Source organism: Empedobacter brevis NBRC 14943 = ATCC 43319, from assembly GCF_000382425.1.
GTDB lineage: Bacteria > Bacteroidota > Bacteroidia > Flavobacteriales > Weeksellaceae > Empedobacter > Empedobacter brevis.
In genome coordinates, this window is sequence record NZ_KB908294.1 from 265,535 (window position 1) to 284,149 (window position 18,615).

At 33.2% G+C, this 18,615-nt stretch carries 18 protein-coding genes and 1 tRNA gene; 6 read left to right on the forward strand and 13 right to left on the reverse strand.

Annotated features, from left to right (window positions below; genetic code table 11):
- Nucleotides 1–43: 43 nt before the first annotated feature.
- Nucleotides 44–835: a TIGR00266 family protein gene (locus H277_RS0108340; protein ID WP_019975133.1), complete on the forward strand. Its 792-nt coding sequence runs from the start codon at nt 44–46 to the stop codon at nt 833–835.
- Between the two features lie 103 nt (nt 836–938).
- On the forward strand, nt 939–2,384 hold the full coding sequence (locus tag H277_RS0108345; protein ID WP_019975134.1) for a DUF5723 family protein: 1,446 nt from the start codon (nt 939–941) through the stop codon (nt 2,382–2,384).
- A 57-nt stretch (nt 2,385–2,441) separates the two neighbouring features.
- On the opposite strand, the gene H277_RS0108350 is transcribed toward H277_RS0108345, so the two are convergent.
- The 3 genes from H277_RS0108350 to H277_RS0108360 all read right to left on the reverse strand — a co-directional run bounded on the left by H277_RS0108350 (nt 2,442) and on the right by H277_RS0108360 (nt 5,101).
- Nucleotides 2,442–3,494, reverse strand: coding sequence for an NAD(P)/FAD-dependent oxidoreductase (locus tag H277_RS0108350; protein ID WP_019975135.1), 1,053 nt, complete (start codon nt 3,492–3,494; stop codon nt 2,442–2,444).
- 147 nt (nt 3,495–3,641) lie between these two features.
- A tRNA-Met gene (locus H277_RS0108355) sits at nt 3,642–3,715 on the reverse strand.
- Nucleotides 3,716–3,919: 204 nt separating this feature from the next.
- Nucleotides 3,920–5,101: a pyridoxal phosphate-dependent aminotransferase gene (locus H277_RS0108360; protein WP_019975136.1), complete on the reverse strand. Its 1,182-nt coding sequence runs from the start codon at nt 5,099–5,101 to the stop codon at nt 3,920–3,922.
- 113 nt (nt 5,102–5,214) lie between these two features.
- On the opposite strand from H277_RS0108360, the gene tpx reads away from it, so the two are divergent.
- Entirely contained in the window at nt 5,215–5,712 is a 498-nt protein-coding gene (gene tpx / locus H277_RS0108365) for a thiol peroxidase (protein ID WP_019975137.1), read from the forward strand.
- 60 nt (nt 5,713–5,772) lie between these two features.
- On the opposite strand, the gene H277_RS0108370 is transcribed toward tpx, so the two are convergent.
- Together H277_RS0108370 and H277_RS0108375 are read right to left on the reverse strand one after the other, a co-directional pair.
- On the reverse strand, nt 5,773–6,663 hold the full coding sequence (locus H277_RS0108370; RefSeq protein WP_019975138.1) for a 3-hydroxybutyryl-CoA dehydrogenase: 891 nt from the start codon (nt 6,661–6,663) through the stop codon (nt 5,773–5,775).
- Between the two features lie 67 nt (nt 6,664–6,730).
- A complete protein-coding gene (locus H277_RS0108375) occupies nt 6,731–7,735 on the reverse strand; it encodes a Gfo/Idh/MocA family protein (protein WP_019975139.1) in 1,005 nt (334 codons plus the stop codon).
- A 71-nt stretch (nt 7,736–7,806) separates the two neighbouring features.
- On the opposite strand from H277_RS0108375, the gene H277_RS0108380 reads away from it, so the two are divergent.
- Complete coding sequence (locus H277_RS0108380; protein ID WP_019975140.1) at nt 7,807–8,454, forward strand: protein-L-isoaspartate(D-aspartate) O-methyltransferase; 648 nt, start codon at nt 7,807–7,809, stop codon at nt 8,452–8,454.
- Between the two features lie 50 nt (nt 8,455–8,504).
- Here the strand turns inward: H277_RS0108380 and H277_RS18830 are convergent, their stop codons facing one another.
- The 4 genes from H277_RS18830 to H277_RS0108400 all read right to left on the reverse strand — a co-directional run bounded on the left by H277_RS18830 (nt 8,505) and on the right by H277_RS0108400 (nt 11,420).
- Nucleotides 8,505–8,972, reverse strand: coding sequence for a PepSY-like domain-containing protein (locus tag H277_RS18830; RefSeq protein ID WP_019975141.1), 468 nt, complete (start codon nt 8,970–8,972; stop codon nt 8,505–8,507).
- A 6-nt stretch (nt 8,973–8,978) separates the two neighbouring features.
- Nucleotides 8,979–9,407 carry a PepSY-like domain-containing protein gene (locus H277_RS0108390; RefSeq protein WP_019975142.1) on the reverse strand — a complete coding sequence of 143 codons (429 nt, stop codon included), beginning with the start codon at nt 9,405–9,407 and terminating at the stop codon, nt 8,979–8,981.
- Nucleotides 9,408–9,472: 65 nt separating this feature from the next.
- Entirely contained in the window at nt 9,473–10,747 is a 1,275-nt protein-coding gene (porY, locus tag H277_RS0108395) for a sensor histidine kinase (protein ID WP_019975143.1), read from the reverse strand.
- Nucleotide 10,748: 1 nt separating this feature from the next.
- Nucleotides 10,749–11,420: a response regulator transcription factor gene (locus H277_RS0108400; RefSeq protein ID WP_019975144.1), complete on the reverse strand. Its 672-nt coding sequence runs from the start codon at nt 11,418–11,420 to the stop codon at nt 10,749–10,751.
- A 92-nt stretch (nt 11,421–11,512) separates the two neighbouring features.
- On the opposite strand from H277_RS0108400, the gene H277_RS0108405 reads away from it, so the two are divergent.
- Nucleotides 11,513–12,529 carry a threonine aldolase family protein gene (locus H277_RS0108405; RefSeq protein WP_019975145.1) on the forward strand — a complete coding sequence of 339 codons (1,017 nt, stop codon included), beginning with the start codon at nt 11,513–11,515 and terminating at the stop codon, nt 12,527–12,529.
- Nucleotides 12,530–12,564: 35 nt separating this feature from the next.
- Here H277_RS0108405 and H277_RS0108410 read toward each other — a convergent pair whose 3' ends face one another.
- From H277_RS0108410 to H277_RS0108420, 3 genes are all read right to left on the reverse strand, one after another.
- Nucleotides 12,565–13,737 (reverse strand): trans-sulfuration enzyme family protein, encoded by a 1,173-nt coding sequence (locus H277_RS0108410; RefSeq protein WP_019975146.1) that lies wholly within the window; start codon nt 13,735–13,737, stop codon nt 12,565–12,567.
- A gap of 179 nt (nt 13,738–13,916) precedes the next feature.
- A complete protein-coding gene (locus H277_RS0108415; protein WP_019975147.1) occupies nt 13,917–14,807 on the reverse strand; it encodes a C1q-like domain-containing protein in 891 nt (296 codons plus the stop codon).
- A 21-nt stretch (nt 14,808–14,828) separates the two neighbouring features.
- Entirely contained in the window at nt 14,829–15,734 is a 906-nt protein-coding gene (locus tag H277_RS0108420) for a hypothetical protein (RefSeq protein ID WP_019975148.1), read from the reverse strand.
- 150 nt (nt 15,735–15,884) lie between these two features.
- Between H277_RS0108420 and H277_RS0108425 the strand changes: the two genes are divergently transcribed.
- Nucleotides 15,885–17,027 (forward strand): DEAD/DEAH box helicase, encoded by a 1,143-nt coding sequence (locus H277_RS0108425; RefSeq protein ID WP_019975149.1) that lies wholly within the window; start codon nt 15,885–15,887, stop codon nt 17,025–17,027.
- Between the two features lie 93 nt (nt 17,028–17,120).
- Here the strand turns inward: H277_RS0108425 and aspA are convergent, their stop codons facing one another.
- Nucleotides 17,121–18,509, reverse strand: a complete 1,389-nt coding sequence (gene aspA / locus H277_RS0108430) for an aspartate ammonia-lyase (protein WP_019975150.1) — start codon at nt 18,507–18,509, stop codon at nt 17,121–17,123.
- Nucleotides 18,510–18,615 lie beyond the last annotated feature (106 nt).

Consider the following 18,615-nt stretch of genomic DNA (forward strand, 5'->3'; position numbering starts at 1 on the left):
CGAATTAAAAAAAATAACGACCAATTGAATAAAAATATATGACATGGATGCACATGAAATAGATTATAAGATTTACGGCGAAGAAATGCAGTTTGTCGAAATCGAATTGGATCCACAAGAAACTGTAATTGCTGAAGCTGGCAGTTTTATGATGATGGATGAAGGCGTAAAAATGGAAACTATTTTTGGAGATGGTTCTCAACAAAGTGGAGGTCTTTTCGGAAAATTACTAAATGCAGGGAAGCGTGTATTAACTGGAGAAGGACTATTTATGACATCCTATACCAACTACGGGCAAGGGAAAAAGAAAGCAGCATTTGCTGCTCCATATCCGGGAAAAATAGTTCCGATTAATTTACCTGAAGTGAACGGAAAATTTATTTGTCAAAAAGATGCATTTTTATGTGCTGCAAAAGGAGTTTCTGTTGGAATAGAATTCAACCGAAAACTAGGAACCGGACTTTTCGGGGGCGAAGGTTTCATCATGCAAAAGTTAGAAGGTGATGGAATGGCTTTTATTCATGCGGGCGGAACTTTACACCGACGTGTATTACAAACTGGTGAAGTATTAAAAGTTGATACCGGTTGTATTGTTGGTTTTGAACAATCTGTTCATTATGACATTGAATTTATTGGTGGAATTAAAAATACTTTTTTCGGGGGCGAAGGAGTTTTCTTTGCGACATTACGAGGTCCGGGAATAGTATTTGTACAATCTTTGCCATTTAGCCGTTTAGCTGATCGTATTATTGCACATGCTCCTTCTACAGGAGGTTCATCCCAAGGAGAGGGATCTATTCTTGGTGGATTAGGTCGTTTGATTGACGGAAATTAATCCGTTTTAAAATAGGTTTCAGCTTGAAACCTATTTTATATTTTTTTGAAAAGTTTAAATTATTCCTACAGGTTTTTACTAAATTTAGAGAAATTAATTTCGTTTGAAAAAATACTTATATATTCCCTTATTCTGTTCTGCCTTAAGCTTTGGACAAAATATATTATCCTTTAGTAATGATCAATACATCGGAATTAATGGAAGTATTTTCTCCCCTGCAACACCCTATTTCAATCCCAACAAATGGGATGTAAATATTATTTCGGAGGATGCTTTATTCACCAACGATTATGCGTATATCTCAGATCAAAATGTTTTAGGATTATTAAAGGGTAAAACAAAAACAGCCAATCCAAAAACAGGCATCAGCGGAAAAACTCATTCTAATATTTTAGATTTTAATACAAAACACTTTGTTTCGTATCATGTAGAAAATGATTTATTAGGACCTGCTGTATCATTTAAAAAGAAAATTAATAACCGCACGTATAGAGTTGGAGTTTTTACTCGCTTAAGAACTCAAGGTTCTGTTCAGGATTTAGATAATTATTTCCGCTTTAGCAACAAAAATGAGATAGAACCTAGCAATTATACTTTCAATCCTGCGAAGACAAACGCTATGAATTGGGTAGAATTAGGTTTAAACCTTTCAACAAATCTTTATACGACACCTACAGAAGAATTTATTGTCGGTGCGAATCTTAAATATCTTATAGGATTAGATGGTGCATATATCAACAATAAAAAAACAATAAAATTAGAAGCGATTCCAACTTTAACAAGCACAGTATCTAATCCAGACGCGGATATTTATGCATCGGGTTTTGATATTGAAGCAGGTTATTCGACTAATTATGATTTTGATCGTGATAAATACGTTTTGCGTAACAGAGGAAACGGGATTGGAATAGATTTAGGGATGGCTTTCGTAAAAAGAAGAACAAATGATGAGCTTTACGATTTTAAATTTTCGGCGAATTTATTAGACATTGGTTTTGTAAATTTCAGAGGTGAAAATCATCATTTTTATAATCCCCTTCAAAAAGTACAGATTAGAAATAATCCGGATTTTGATCAGCAGGATTTCGAAAGTATCGGTCAGTATCTGAAGCTTTTGAGCAATGAAGTTTATGGAGATTCTTTGACTTCCCATCAGAGCAATAAATTCACAATTGGTTTACCCACAAGCTTACATCTCAATATGAGTCAAAAAATTGTTGAAAATCAATATTTAAATTTCAATTGGATACAACGAATTCCTGTTTTTGAAAACAGCTTGAAAAGAACAAATGTTCTGCAAACTTCCTACACGATACAAAAAGATGGTTTTGGAATCGGCCCCTCTCTTTCTTTATACGATTACGAAAAAGTTACTTTTGGGGGATATATAAGAATAGGTCCTTTGATTTTAGGCAGTGATAATGCTCTTCCACTTTTCTTTAAACAGAAAAAATTGACTTCTGCTAACTTCTATTTCGGTTTGAAATTATATCCTTTCTGGGATAATGAAGCCAAACGACGAAGTAAAGAAGAATGTGATTGCGAATAAAAAAAACCTCTTACGTAAAACGTAAAAGGTTTCAAGATATTTTTTTCAATATTGATGTTAATCAATTGCTTTTACAACTGCTTTTTCAGCTTCTTTACGCGTTCCGTCGAAACCATCAACACCGGAAACTGTTGTGTATTTCAACACGAATTTTTTTCCGGGGTTCATTCTATTGTAAACAGATTGACACATCAAAGTTGCTTCATGAAAACCACATAAAATCAATTTCAGTTTTCCAGGATAAGTGTTCACATCTCCTATCGCATAAATTCCTTCAATGTTTGTTTGATAATCTAATGCATTGTTTACTTTGATAGCATTTTTCTCAATCTCCAATCCCCAATTCGCAATTGGACCTAATTTTGGAGAAAGACCAAATAATGGAATAAAATAATCTGTTTCAATCTCAAAAGTTTCACCTTCTTTTTCAATCACCAATCCTTCTACTTTTCCATCACCTTTAATTCCGGTAATCTCTGCAGGAGTAATTAAATTAATCTTAGCTAATTTTTTCAATTCAATTACTTTGTCAACTGAATCTAAAGCTCCACGGAACTCATTTCTTCTGTGTACCAATGTAACATCAGCTGCAACATCAGCTAAGAAGATCGACCAATCCAAGGCAGAATCTCCTCCTCCGGCAATTACAATTTTTTTATCGCGGAACAATTCAGGATTTTTCACAAAATACTCAACTCCGTTATCTTCATAAGCCTCTATATTTTCAATGATTGGTTTACGCGGCTCAAAAGAACCAAGACCTCCTGCTATCGCAACAGCTTTTCCCTGAACCTGTGTTCCTTTGTTCGTCGTTACGATAAATGTTCCGTCTTCTTGTTTATCAATTGTTGTTGCTTGCTCATTCAATGTAAAACCTGGTTCAAATTGTTTGATTTGTTCCATCAAATTATCAATCAATTCTCCGGCTCCAACAGAAGGATAACCAGGTATATCAAAAATAGGTTTTTTAGGATACAACTCTGTTAACTGTCCTCCCGGTTGAGGCAATGCATCTATAATATGGCATCTCATTTTTAATAAACCTGCTTCGAAAACTGCAAAAAGTCCCGTAGGCCCAGCTCCGATAATAACTATATCTGTTTGAATCATTTTTAAAATTTTATTTAGAACGTTACTAAATTAAATGCAAATTTAATGAATTTGAATAGATTAATCGATGATTAACATCAGAAGTCTGATAATATTTATTGATAATAAAAAAGACAAATTCAATCGTGAATTTGTCTTTTGAAGATGTAGCGAAGAGCAGAATCGAACTGCCGACCTCAGGGTTATGAATCCTGCGCTCTAACCATCTGAGCTACCTCGCCTTGTTTTTAGTGGTGCAAATATAAGAGGTTATTTTCGATTAAAACAAATATTTTTTGAAATATTTTTTATAAAAAGTCGCTTAAACAGGCTAATTAATTGAAATATTGAGTGTTGTTCTAACTGTTTTTTAAAAATAAAATCTTTTCCATAAAAAAATCCTCAAAACAGCGCTTGAGGATTTTGATAATTATTCTATTTTTTTACTAAGCCAATGCCTCTTTAATACGTGTCATCGCTTCTCTCAATTCATCTACAGAAGCGGCATATGACATACGAATACAATTATTAGAGCCAAATGCAGAGCCTGAAACAACAGCTACTTGCGCATATTCTAACAAGTACAATGCTAAATCATCCGCATTATGAATTGTAACACCTTTGTATGTATTTCCGAAAGTTGCCGTTACATCCGGAAATAAATAAAACGCTCCTTTTGGTTCGTTTACTTTAAAGGCTGGAATTTCTTTTGCCCAACCCAACATCAATTGACGACGCTCTGCAAATGCATCAACCATATACTGTACAGAACTTGGATCTGCTTCTAACGCCGTAATCGCGGCACGTTGAGCAATAGAATTTGCACCCGATGTAACCTGTCCTTGTAATGTTTCGCAAGCTTTAGCTAACCAAACCGGTGCTCCAATAAAACCTATTCTCCATCCTGTCATTGCAAAGGCCTTTGCTAATCCATTTACCGTTACAGTCTGGTTGTAGACTTCCGGAAAAGAGGCAATCGAAACATTTTTTTCTCCATAAACAATGTGCTCATAAATTTCGTCCGAAATGATAATCACATTTGGATATTTTGCCAGAACTTCTGCCAGACCTTTTAATTCTTCTTTTGTATAAACCGACCCTGAAGGGTTACAAGGTGAAGAATAGATGATTGCACGCGTTTTATCTGTGATCGCTGCTTCTAACTGCGCCGGTGTAATTTTGAAATCAGCTTCTAATGCTCCCTCTACAAAAACAGGTGTTCCACCCGACAATTCTACGATATCTGAATAAGAAACCCAGTAAGGCGTAGGAATAATAACTTCTGTTCCTTCATCTACAATTGCCTGAAGCACATTATAAATCGATTGTTTTGCTCCTGTAGAAACAACAATTTGATTCGGAGAATATTCAATATTATTATCACGTTTAAACTTCTTACAAATCGTTTCTTTTAAATCTGCATACCCGGCAATAGGAGGATATCCAGAATAATTTTCATCAATAGCTTTTTTAGCTGCTTCTTTAATAAAATCCGGCGTATTGAAATCCGGTTCTCCAATACTTAAACTGATCACATCAATTCCCTGTGATTTTAATTCTCTTGCTTTTGCAGACATTGCAATAGTTGCAGATGGTTTCAAATTTTGTAAACGCTTTGAAAGTTGCATAATATTTGTGAGTTATTTCTAATGTAACAATTTATTGATGCGAAGATACTTTATTCTCCGTATAATTTTATTACTTTTAATCATTAAAAATCTATCATAAAAACAAAAAAATTATGGCTGAAATTACATTCAAAGGAAACCCTATTCATACAAGTGGAGATCTACCGGTTATTGGTGAAAAAGCTCCAAGTTTTGCTCTAACAGCGGCAGACTTAAGTCAAAAAACGTTAGCGGATTACGCCGGTAAAAATGTTGTTTTAAATATTTTTCCAAGTGTCGACACAGGTGTTTGTGCTCAATCGGTACGGACTTTCAATCAAGAAGTTTCTTCTGCTCCAAATACAGTTGTGTTATGTATTTCAAAAGATTTACCTTTTGCTTTATCTCGCTTTTGTGCAGCTGAAGGATTAGACAATGTCGTTACATTATCTGATTTTAAAAATGAAGAGTTTGCAAATGCTTACGGTGTTAAAATGGTAGATGGACCATTGAACGGTTTATTATCCCGTGCTGTAGTCGTTGTCAATCCGAATGGAGAAGTTATTTACACAGAACAAGTTCCTGAAATTGGTCAGGAACCGGATTATAAAGATGCTTTAGCAGCTATCTGATTATTATTAAAAAAGAGAACCTATGGTTCTCTTTTTTAATAAATTTTATCGTATAATTTTTTATTTTGTAAACTGAGCAGCTAATTTTTCAGCTTTTTTAGACGCTGAATAATCATAGAATCCTTCACCGGACTTCACTCCTTTCTTACCTGCCGTTACCATATTTACCAACAATGGACATGGTGCATATTTAGGATTTTTAAATCCTTCATACAATACTTCTAAAATTGATAAACAAACATCTAAACCAATAAAATCTGCTAATTGTAATGGTCCCATTGGATGAGCCATTCCTAATTTCATCACTTCATCAATTTCTTTCACACCTGCAACACCTTCATATAATGAATAAATCGCTTCGTTAATCATTGGCATTAAAATACGGTTTGCAATAAAACCGGGATAATCATTCACTTCAACCGGAATTTTCCCTAATTTCTCAGACATTTCCATAATTGCCTTTGTGACCTCATCTGTCGTGTCGTATCCACGAATAATTTCAACCAATTTCATCATTGGAACCGGATTCATGAAATGCATTCCGATAACCTGTTTTGGACGGCTTGTTACAGATGCTATTTTTGTAATCGAAATAGAAGAAGTATTTGATGCTAAAATTGCATTTGCAGGTGCTGCTTCATCAATTTGTTTGAAAATTTTTAATTTCAAATCCAAATTTTCTGTCGCTGCTTCTACAACTAAATCAGCATTTTTCACTGCTTCAGCAATATCTGTAAACGTTGTAATATTATTTAAAGTCGCTGCTTTATCCGCTTCAGAAATTTTTTCTTTGGCGATCATGCGCTCCAAATTTCCAGCAATCGTTTTTAATCCTCGCTCCAAACTTTCTTGAGAAACGTCAACTAAATTTACTGCAAATCCTGACTGTGCAAAAACGTGAGCAATTCCGTTCCCCATCGTTCCAGCTCCAATAACTGTAATATTTTTCATCTTTTTGTATGTTTATGATTTATTTTTTCGAAGTTCGAAATGCGTTCAACAAACTTCAAATTTCCACTTATCCTTTTTCGATTGTCTGATTTTTAATCACCTGTTGCTCTTTCTCAAAATAAGCAATAATTTCCAAAGCAACTTTTAAAGCATTTCGCCCATCTTGTAATGAAACTTTGATTGGTGTGTTATTGTTAATCGCATCAGCAAAACTTTCTAATTCATCTAAAATTGCATTATTTGGTAAAACTTCCGGATGCTCAAAACAAATTTCTCTACGATCTCCTTTGTCATTTTCCAAAATCATTGCAAATTCACTTGGATTTTCAGGTGCTTTGTGCATTTTAATGATTTCTGTCTTTTTCGCCAGGAAATCAATGGAAATATACGCATTACGTTGAAAAACACGCATCTTTCGCATATTTTTCATTGACATACGACTGGTTGAAACATTCACCACACAGCCATTTTCAAATTCAATTCTTGCATTTGCAATATCCGGCGTATCGCTAATAACCGAAACCCCAGACGAATGAATTGATTTGATTTCAGATTTTACGATGGATAAAATCACATCCAAATCATGAATCATCAAATCTAAAACAACAGGAACATCTGTTCCTCTTGGATTAAATTCAGCCAAACGATGAGTCTCTATAAACAAAGGTTCTTCAATAAAAGGAGCGGCAGCAGTAAATGCAGGATTGAAACGTTCTACATGTCCCACTTGTACTTTAAGTCCTTTTTCATTTGTTAATTTTAACAAATGATCTGCCTCTTCTAATGTATGTGTAACCGGTTTTTCAATAAAAAAATGTTTATTTTTTTCGATTGCTTTCAAGGCTACATCATAATGCGATAAAGTAGGTGTCACAATATCTACAACATCTACAGCATCGATTAATTCGTCCATCGAATTAAAATATTTATATCCAAATTCAGCTTCCACTTTCTTTCCATTTTCTTCAAAAGAATCAAAGAAGCCAATTAATTCGTATCTTTCCGATTGATTTAATAACTTTAAATGAATTTTCCCAAGGTGCCCGGCACCGATCACTCCTACTTTTAACATTTGGTAGATTTTGCCGTTAAAATTAATGAGAATAAGTTGTATTTAATGCATTTTTGTAAAAATTTTGGAATATGTCTGTAGACGATTTTAAACACAAAGGTCGACGCAAAATGTTGGTCGAATTATTACATTCTAAAGGAATTGAAGATAAAAACGTTTTGGAAGCTATAAATTTAGTTCCGAGACATCTTTTTTTGGACAGCGCTTTTGTAGAATTTGCTTACCGTGATGAAGCCTTTCCGATTGCTGCCGGACAAACTATTTCTCATCCGTTTACAGTTGCCTTTCAAACACAATTACTCGATATTCAACCGAATGAGAAAGTGTTGGAAATTGGAACAGGTTCCGGTTATCAAACTGCTGTTTTAGTTGCTTTGGGAGCAGAAGTTTTCACAATTGAACGTCAAAAAGATTTGTTTGATTTTTCTAAAATTATGTTGAAAAAAATTAATTTCGAACCTCGTTACCAAACCTATGGAGATGGTTACAAAGGTTTGCCTTCTTTTGCGCCTTTTGATAAAATTATTGTAACTGCCGGAGCTCCGGAAATTCCGGAAGAATTAAAAAAACAATTAAACATTGGCGGAATTATGGTGATTCCCGTTGGTGAACAATCGCAGCGAATGATTGTCATTATACGATTATCTGAAGAACAATTTGAACATTACGAATTTGGTGATTTCAAGTTTGTTCCCATGTTAGAAAGTCGAAATAAATAAAAAAAATCCAACTAAAATTAGTTGGATTTTTTTTATTTATTTCACCGGTATTAAGGTTGAATACGGATAAATTCTCCTGTTGAATTAAATATCAAATCAAGATCGTTTGTTAATTCAAGTTCAAACCCATCATACTTTCTTTCTATTTGATGAATCTCCAAAGAAGGATAATTCATTTTGACATAAGAGACAATCGAAGGTAGTATAAAACCAGTTGGAATAGGACGGTTTCCTTCTGCTTCAACTTTTAACCATGTTCCATTCTGATCAAAATCGACTTCATCTCTGTTGACAAAATCAACTTCATACATTGTACCGTCTACTTTTGCCGGACTATGTTTCTCTATTCGAGCAATTTCAGTTCCTGAAAAATAGGTTGTAACAAAATTCTTTCCTTCTGTTGGAAGCGTATTCAATTCTACTGTTTGCGTGGTATTTGTATCATCATCATTGTTGCAGGAAACTGTCGTAAATGCAAATAATGAAAATAGTCCTGTTCCTAAAATTATTTTTTTCATCTTCTGTTAGTCTTCTATTTTCTTAAAATTTCCGCTTTTATCAAATTTCACTTCCAAACCATTCGTCAGTTTTACTTCAATTTCATTACGATCTCGTTCAATTTTTACGATTTTTGTATTTGGAAAACTTTTTTCTACATAAGTGGAAACTTTAGTTGGTATAAATCCTGTAGGAATTGCATTTCTGTTTCCATCAATTTCTTTCCAAGAACCATCTCCATCAAATTCTACTTTTGTTCCGTTTAGTAAATACACTTTATATTCTTTCGAGAAAAAATCATCGTCTAACAGAACAGAACCAACTTGCTTTGCTCCGAAATGTTTGTTAATAAATTGTTGTCCTGTTTTTGGAACTTGATTATATTTTATTGGTTTGTCCTGTGCAAAAGAAACCAATGCAAAACTTAACATGATTACACTAAAAAACTTTTTCATCTTGTTTGATTTTATAATTTATACAACAAAGTTGCGAAGTGAATTGGGAAAGATTTGGGAATAATTTATTTTTTGAGTATAAATTGATGAAAAGGAGCTTCGTACCGATAATTTAATTTTAGTTTTTGCTGATTTTTGATAATCGTCTCGACAATAGAAAGTCCCAAACCATTGTTTCCTTCACTTGTTCCTTGTTTATAAAAACGATTATAAATCATGTTTGTATCTAATGAGTAATTCTTTCCTGTATTCGAAATCATGAATTGATTTGAGTCAAGTTCAATTTGAATTAATTTCTCTTCATTATTGTGTTTGACTGCATTTCTTATCAAATTTGAAATTAGAATTCTGGCCAAATCTAAATTGAAGTCGATCATAAAATCTGCTTTGAAATTAGTTGTCACCTTAATTTCTGCCGCCTCAAGAATAGATTCATAATCTTCGAGTAAATCTTTCGTTAAACTTGTAAAATTAACTTCTTCATTACTTTTGTATTGATTGTTCTCTATTCTTGACAACATCAATAATGACTTATTCAAATTAACCATTCGCCAAAGCGTTTGTTTTGTGTTAACCAAACTTAACATTTCTTTCCCTCCTAAATCAGATTCTTCAATCAACAAATCGAGTTTATTCATTGCAATTGTTAAAGGAGTTTGTAATTCATGTGATGCATTTTCTATAAATAATTTTTGAGAATTAAACACTTCATCGTTCCGATTGATCATTCGTTGAATCTCATTCTGTAAAAAAGAAAATTCTTTCACATTTGTCATAACATGAATTGGTTTTTCCTTATTTCCTACCTCATATTTTCTGAGCTGTGAAATAATTTGATCAAAAGGTTTGAATGCTTTTCTCAATCCAAAATGATTAATCAATAAAATGCTAATCAATATAAATACATACAAAGCGACTAAGGAAATTGATAAATCATAAATCAAATCGTCTTCTTCAACCGTTGATGTTCTAATTTCGAGCATGTATGGAAAATTGTCTTTGTCATAAAAACCTGTTCTTAAAACTCTGTAAGGTTCCATATCTTCATCGTACTCCATATACACCATTTCATTCGAAAAACGATTGCTTTCATTGTATTGACTTGGATCTACTTTTGAGATTTTAAATTGACTCAACCCAAACTCAGTTGTATTTAACAGATCTGGATCCCGATAAACTTCTCGTATAATTTCTATCTTCTGATTTTTTAATCCGTCATCCACATTATCATATACCTCATCCAAAATCAAGGAGTGAAAAATAAACGCCCATATTGCAATCACAATAAGCAACCAAAACGTAAGATAACGAAACGTATAATTTTTTAATGATATTTTCATTCTAAATCAACTTATACCCTATTCCGTAAACCGCCTGTAAATCAGCTTCAGAATTGGCTTCTTTCATTTTTTTTCTTAGGTTTTTTATTTGAGAATAAATAAAGTCAAGATTATCTGCCATCTCGATATGATCTCCCCAAACACTTTCAGCTAAAGTTGTTTTCTGAAAAACCCGTTCAGGTCTTAACATAAAATAATAAAGTAAATCATATTCTTTTCGATTCAATTTAAGTTCGACATCATTTACTTTCACCAAACGATCTTCAGGAAATATTTTTATATTTTTATAACGTAAAACATCTTCTCCTTTTTGAAGATTTTTACGTAACGCTACTTTTATTCTGGCTAATAATTCTGCAAAATGAAATGGTTTAGCTAAATAATCATCTGCTCCGACCAATAAACCTTCCACTTTATCATCAACCGAATCTTTGGCTGACAAAATAATGACCGAAGTTGTTTTGTTCAGTTTTTTCAACTCTTTTAATAGAGACATCCCATTTCCATCCGGCAACATCATGTCTAGCAAAATACAGTCATAATCGAATGAAATTATTTTATTCAACGCCTGCTTATAATTATCTGCAGACTCAACAATAATCTTTTCACGTTCTAAAAACTCAACAATTGTTTCTTGCAATTTAATCTCGTCTTCGACGACTAAAACCTTCATAACTTCAGTTTAAATAATTGGTAAAAATGGAGAGTAAAATAGGAAAGAATTAGGAAAACTCCTACTTTTATTCTCAAAATAAGCTTTCAATTTTGAAAAAATATAGTTTTAAAAACGATTACAGTGAAGGAGCGCATCCTTCTATTCTACAGCGGTTAATTGAAACCAATTTAGAACAAGCCATTGGTTATGGTGAAGATGAATTTTGTGATGAAGCAAGAGAATTAATTAAAAAACATTTGAAAAAAGACGCTTCCATTCATTTTGTGTCAGGCGGAACACAAGCAAATTTAATTGTAATTTCATCTCTTCTTCGCCCTTTCGAGTCTGTAATTGCTGCTGAAAGCGGACATATTGCTGTACACGAAACCGGTGCAATTGAAGCTACAGGACACAAAATAAATACGGTTGCAACAAACAACGGAAAAATTACACCTGAACAAATAACTATAATTCTCAATAGTCATACGGATGAACATATGGTAAAACCGAAATTGGTTTATATTTCTAATTCTACCGAAATCGGAAGTGTTTATACCAAGAAAGAACTGCAAACACTTTACAAGTTCTGTCAGGAAAATGAATTGTATCTTTTTGTCGATGGTGCACGATTAGCCTCAGCGTTAACCTCTTCTAAATGTGATTTAACATTAGAAGATATGGCAAATTTAACAGATGTCTTCTACATTGGCGGCACAAAAAATGGGGCACTTTTAGGAGAAGTCATTGTGATTAACACTCCTGTTTTAGCCGAAAATTTTCGTTTTCATATCAAACAAAAAGGTGGCATGTTAGCCAAAGGACGGTTAATCGGCATTCAGTTTTCAGAGATGTTTCGAGATGATTTATTTTTCAAAATGGGAAAACATGCTAATCAAATGGCTGAAAAACTAGCTGAAAACATTTCTAAAAAAGGGTTCTCGTTTCTTACAGAACCTTCCAGCAATCAAATTTTTCCAATTCTTCCGAATAAATTAATTGAACAACTTCAGCAACATTTCGAATTTTATATCTGGCAAAAAATAGATGAAGAACATTCGGCCATCAGACTTGTTACTTCATGGACAACTCCGGAACTGCAAGTTGATCATTTTATTGAATTTATATAAAATGACTAAACCCACTTCTAGAGTGGGTTTAGTTATTATTTTGTTTTATCTAAGGCTTGTAAAATATCTTCAATAATATCTGCTTTATCTTCTAATCCTACGGATAAACGAATTGTTCCCGGCATAATACCTAAATCAGCCCGTTCTGCATCGGTTAATTTTGCATGAGTGGTAGTCGCAGGATGTGTTGCAATAGATCTCGAATCGCCTAAATTTGATGTATAAAGAATCATTTCCAAAGCATCAATAAATTCGAAAGCGCGTTCTTTTCCGCCTTTTACTTCAAACGTTACAATACCACCACCTCCTTTCATTTGTTTTTTAGCTAACTCGTATTGCGGGTGCGAAGGTAAAAAAGGATATTTAACATCTTCAATTTCCGAATGATTGTCTAATGCCTCTGCCAAAGCTAAAGCATTTTCACAATGACGATCCATCCGTAATGCTAAAGTTTCTAAACTTTTAGAAATGGTCCAGGCATTAAATGCTGACATCGCAGGACCTGTATGACGAATAAAAAACATCATTTCATTAATTAATTTTTCATTTCCGACAACTACCCCTCCTAAAACACGCCCTTGTCCATCCATGTATTTTGTTGCTGAATGAATGGATAAATCAAACCCAAACTGCAAAGGTTGTTGTAAATATGGTGTTGCAAAACAATTATCAATTGCAAAAATTATAGCTGGATACTTTTCTTTTAATTTTGCCAAAGCTTCTAAATCGAACAATTCCAATCCAGGATTTGAAGGAGATTCTAAAAAGACAATTTTCGTATTGGGTTGAATTGCATTTTCCCAATCTTCAATTTTAGACGTTTCAACATATGTATAAGTGACTCCCCAACGAGGGAATAATTGTGTAATTAATTGATGTGTAGAGCCAAAAATTGCACGGCTTGACACAATATGATCGCCGTTTTTTATATAAGAAGCAAATGAAGCAAAAACGGCAGCCATCCCAGAAGCAAAAGCCAAACCGGCTTCTGCTTTTTCTAAAGTACAAACCCGGTTAATAAACTCTGTTGTATTTGGATTTGCATAACGCGAATAAACCATTCCTTGCTCCTCCTCTGCAAAAATTGCGCGACCTTGTTCTGCACTATCAAAAATAAAACTTGATGTTAAATATAATGGAACCGAATGTTCGCGAGTAGCTGATCGAGAAGCTTGCTCTCGAATTACCTTAGACTGATCTTTTTTCATAATAATCAAAGTTAACGATAGTTTTATTAAGCAAAAAGGTTTTATTAAAGTTTTAATCAGAATATTTTTCTAATAAATATATCTTTTAAGAAAACAATATTCAATTAATTTCATCCTTATAGAATAAGTTTTATTTTAATAACAATACTTTTTTAAAATTGAAATTAAAACTAGCTAAACTATCGTACTCCTAAGTATATGATCGACATCGTATTTCCTAAATCTCGGTAATAACTATTTACCTCAACATTCATATTATATTGATACGAATTCTGAGTAGAACCCGGTGTTATATTTTTTATCAAAGCAACTGTCTTATTCCCTTTCGTCATATATACAATACATTTGATATTAAGGCTGGTAATAAAATTTGATCCTAAAGCCGAATCTATATAGCTTTTAGAAGTGTAGAATATTTCATCGGATAATCCTGACGAAGGAAGTGTATTCATAAAAGGCTTCGCTAATCCAAGTTTAAGAATTCTTGTTGTGTTATCGTTTGATGATCTCCACGGTTTAAGAAGTAAATTAATATGAAAAACATAAAACCCTGTATATGGAGCAGTAAATTCACCTGTAGTCGGATTATAAGCATCTTGACCATCAGATACTTCATTGTCAAATAGAAATTTTCTAATATTATTACCTAAATCTGAACTTGCAAAAGAATTGTCATTTCCAGAAGGTTTCATATTAACAAGAGCAACAACTTTATTCAAATTCATTTTATCTAGCTCATCATCTAAATTTTTTTGACTAATAATTTCATTCCATCTGTTGTTATAAAAATAATATAAATTATCTGCTTTTACATCATCAGTAACGTCTGTCGGAGTGTTGTTATTCCCATTCGTTAGATTAAAAACCAATAACGAGCTTGCAGGATTAGATATAGTAGAAGTATCCGTAACACCTCTTAACGAGACCCGCGGAATTAATATCCCTTTATCATTATCTACAACATCTAATATTGCACTTTTATCAGGGTCTTTTGTGTTTATTCCTACCTGTGCTTTTAAAGGATAAGAGATAAGAATTGTTAGCAGGAATAGAAAATAATATTTTTTCATTCAAAGTAAATTTATAATAAATTAATTAACAGGATAATAAGTGATTGTTAAGGTATTAGCATCATTCCTGTTAATCCCAAAAGCCGTTTCTGTATCTGCTGAATAACTATCTCCCGTAGCCGTATCAGGCGTGATATATCTTGACAAAATCATAATTTTCTCACCTTTTGTCATTTTCATTACACCTGAAATACTAAGTGTCAATGGATCCGAAGTAGTAAGCGCCGGATTCAGAGGTTGATTAAGAATTGCAAAAGTTCCATTATTGTATACACTTGGAGATGTTCCTATAAAAGGTTTACTCACCCCAAGTCTCGTCAGTTTTGTAGTAGCTTGCGCTTGATTGCTCTTCAATAATGTATTGGCGTCTATTTGATAATATCCAGTATATGGAGCTGTAAAAACAGAAGTCGAAACATCATAAGAATTGACAACTTTCTCATATAATTTAGCCTTAAAATACATTTGACGAATATTGTTTGAGGCTGTTCCTTGAGTAGGACTCAGATAATCAACACTACTATTATTAACAGATTTGGAAGGAAAACTTGCGATCAATAATAACCTAGGAACACCTAAATTATCAATAGCCTCTTCAAGTCTTACTTGATTTACTAATAATTCCCAATTATTAGATGCAGTGGAAAAAAAATAATAATTGTTTGCTATAACATCATCAACTGTTGTCGTAGTAGTTCCATTATCAGCATTAGCAAGGTTATAGACTAATAAACCATTAGCAGGAGAAGGAATAGTTGTAAGATCCGTCCTTCCTGTTAAATTTACACGTGGAATAAGTAAACCTTTATTCGAATGTTTTAATTCAAGAATAGCACTAGGATCAGGATTAGATGTATTTACACCAACTTGTGTGTAGCCATAAAAAGAAGCTACAAGAAACCCGAAGGTCAGTAGTTTTTTGGTCATGAGGTTGAGATTAAAATTGATTTTTTGTTTATTTATCAAACTTTATACCACAACTATTAAAACAACTAAAAATCAACAACATACAACATATTAAAACTATAAACTATTTTTTATCGTTTAATCTTTACCTTTGTCATCTCAAATATATTTATGTCATTCGAAAATTTAGGATTATCACCATATCTCTCAAAAGCAATTACAGAGCTTGGATTTTTAAAACCTTTTGAAATTCAAACCCAAACAATTCCATCGATTCTGAAAGGAAAAGATGTGATGGGAATTGCGAAGACAGGTTCCGGAAAAACATTGTGTTTTGTTGCGCCTTTATTACAAAAAATTCAGCATCAATCGTACGAAAAATCTCGTGCTATAAAAGCATTAATTTTAGTTCCGACACGTGAATTAGCGGTGCAAATTGAACAAACTTTCGCAGGTCTGCAAACTGCTTTACGCCGCGAAGTGCAAACACAAGCTGTTTATGGAGGAACATCGATTAATCCGCAAATGAAAAACCTGTACGGAACCGAAATTCTAATTGCAACACCTGGACGTTTATTGGATTTAATGGATCACAATGCGTTGTCATTGGATCAATTACACTATTTAGTGATTGATGAGGCAGATAAAATGTTTCAATTGGGATTTGGAGATGAAATGAACCGAATCTTAAAAAACATTCCTAAAAAGAAACAATCGATTCTTTTTTCGGCAACATTAAATGATAAAATTGAGGAGATAAAATCAACCTTAAATATCAATCCTCTTGTCGTTGAAATCAAAAAACAAGACATTGATTTGGATCAAATCGAACAAATTGCTTATAAAGTAGATTCGGAAAATAAAGGTCCTTTTTTGCGCTATTTAATCAAATCCGAAAATTTAGAACAAGTTTTGGTTTTTGTTTCTTCTACGCGTACTGCAGATAATTTGGTTGACAAACTAAAAAAGAATAAAATCTCTGCAATGGCCGTACACAGTAAAAAATCGCAAGGAGCCAGAATGGATAATTTAGAAGATTTTAAATTGGGTGATGTTCGTGTTTTAGTCGCAACCGATTTGATTGGCCGGGGAATTCATATCGAAGGTTTACCAACTGTTATTAATTACGAATTACCTCGTTCTCCATTAGATTATGTTCATAGAATTGGTCGTACAGGTCGTGCGAATGCAAACGGAAAAGCGATTAGTTTGATTACAGAGGAAGATTTGCATCATTTCAAAGTTATTCAGAAAAAAATGGGCAAAAAAGTTGATCTACTTCCAACTGATGAAATCAATTTACATGGTTATTAATAAAAAATCATCGCGAACGATTATATACAAACAAGAAAAAAAGCTGAGATAATCTCAGCTTTTTTATGTATTCTAATTTTCCTTTTTCTCATTTTAAATATGAGGTCCCAACATATTTTTAGGATCAAGGATTTCATCCAGACGTTCTTTCGACAACAAGCCATGATCTAAAACCAATTGATAAACACTCGCTCCGGTTTCCAAAGCTTCTTTTGCAATTTTCGTACTCGCTTTGTATCCAATATAAGGATTAAGAGCAGTTACGATTCCAATACTATTTTGTACTTCATTTTTTAGGTGTTCAACATTTGCAGTAATCCCGTCTACACATTCAATTCGTAAAGTATCCATCGCATTTTTCAAATATTGAATAGACTCCATTATCGAAAATCCAATTACAGGTTCCATGACATTTAATTGCAACTGACCAGCCTCTGCAGCCATGGTAATTGCCGTATCATTCCCAATCACTTTGAAACAAACTTGATTCACTACTTCCGGAATAACCGGATTTACTTTCCCCGGCATAATTGAAGAACCCGGTTGTTTTGGAGGTAAATTAATCTCGAACAAACCTGTTCTTGGACCGGAAGTTAACAATCGCAAATCATTACAGATTTTAGATAATTTCACACAAAGGCGTTTTAAAGCGGATGAAAAATCAACAAACGAACTTGTATCTGAAGTCGCCTCCACTAAATTATCCGCAAGCGTTACTTCTTCATTCATAATTTCAGCAATTTTAGCCGTACACAATTGTGCATAACCCGGAACTGCATTCAATCCTGTTCCAATCGCTGTTGCCCCCATGTTAACCACCAATAATTCAGCAGCAATTCTATTTAAATTCTCCACCTCTTTTCGCAAAGTGTTCGAAAACCCTTCAAATTCTTGTCCTAAGGTCATTGGAACAGCATCCTGCAATTGCGTACGTCCCATTTTTATCACATGATCAAATTGTTTTGCTTTTTTATCAAATGCTTCGTATAACTTTGTCAACGCTTCAACCAAAGGTTGATTCATATTAAATAGTGCCAATTTTAAAGCAGAAGGATACGCATCATTTGTCGATTGCGAAAGATTAACATGATCATTTGGCGAGCAAAATTGATAATCCCCTTTTTGTTTTCCTAAATATTCCAATGCAATATTCGCAATTACTTCATTTGCATTCATGTTTGTAGAAGTCCCTGCTCCTCCTTGTATCATATCAATCGGAAACTGCTCTGTATATTTTCCTTTGATTAACTCATTGGACGCAAAAGAAATTGCCTCAAATAACTCTTTAGATAAAATTCCCAATTCATGATTTGCTTGCGCAGCTCCTAACTTCACCACACCCAAAGCTTTTACAAATTCAGGATAATGGGATAAGTAATTATTTGAAATTTTAAAATTATTAATAGCACGTTGTGTCTGCACACCATAATAAGCCGTTTCAGGAATTTGTAATTCTCCTAATAAATCTGACTCAGTTCTCATTTTTTAATTGTTTGTTATTATCAATAAAGGTAAGCAATATAATAGGATATTTTAGATAAGCAATTTGCTAAAAATTTCAAAAAAGATATATCTTTAAAAACATTAA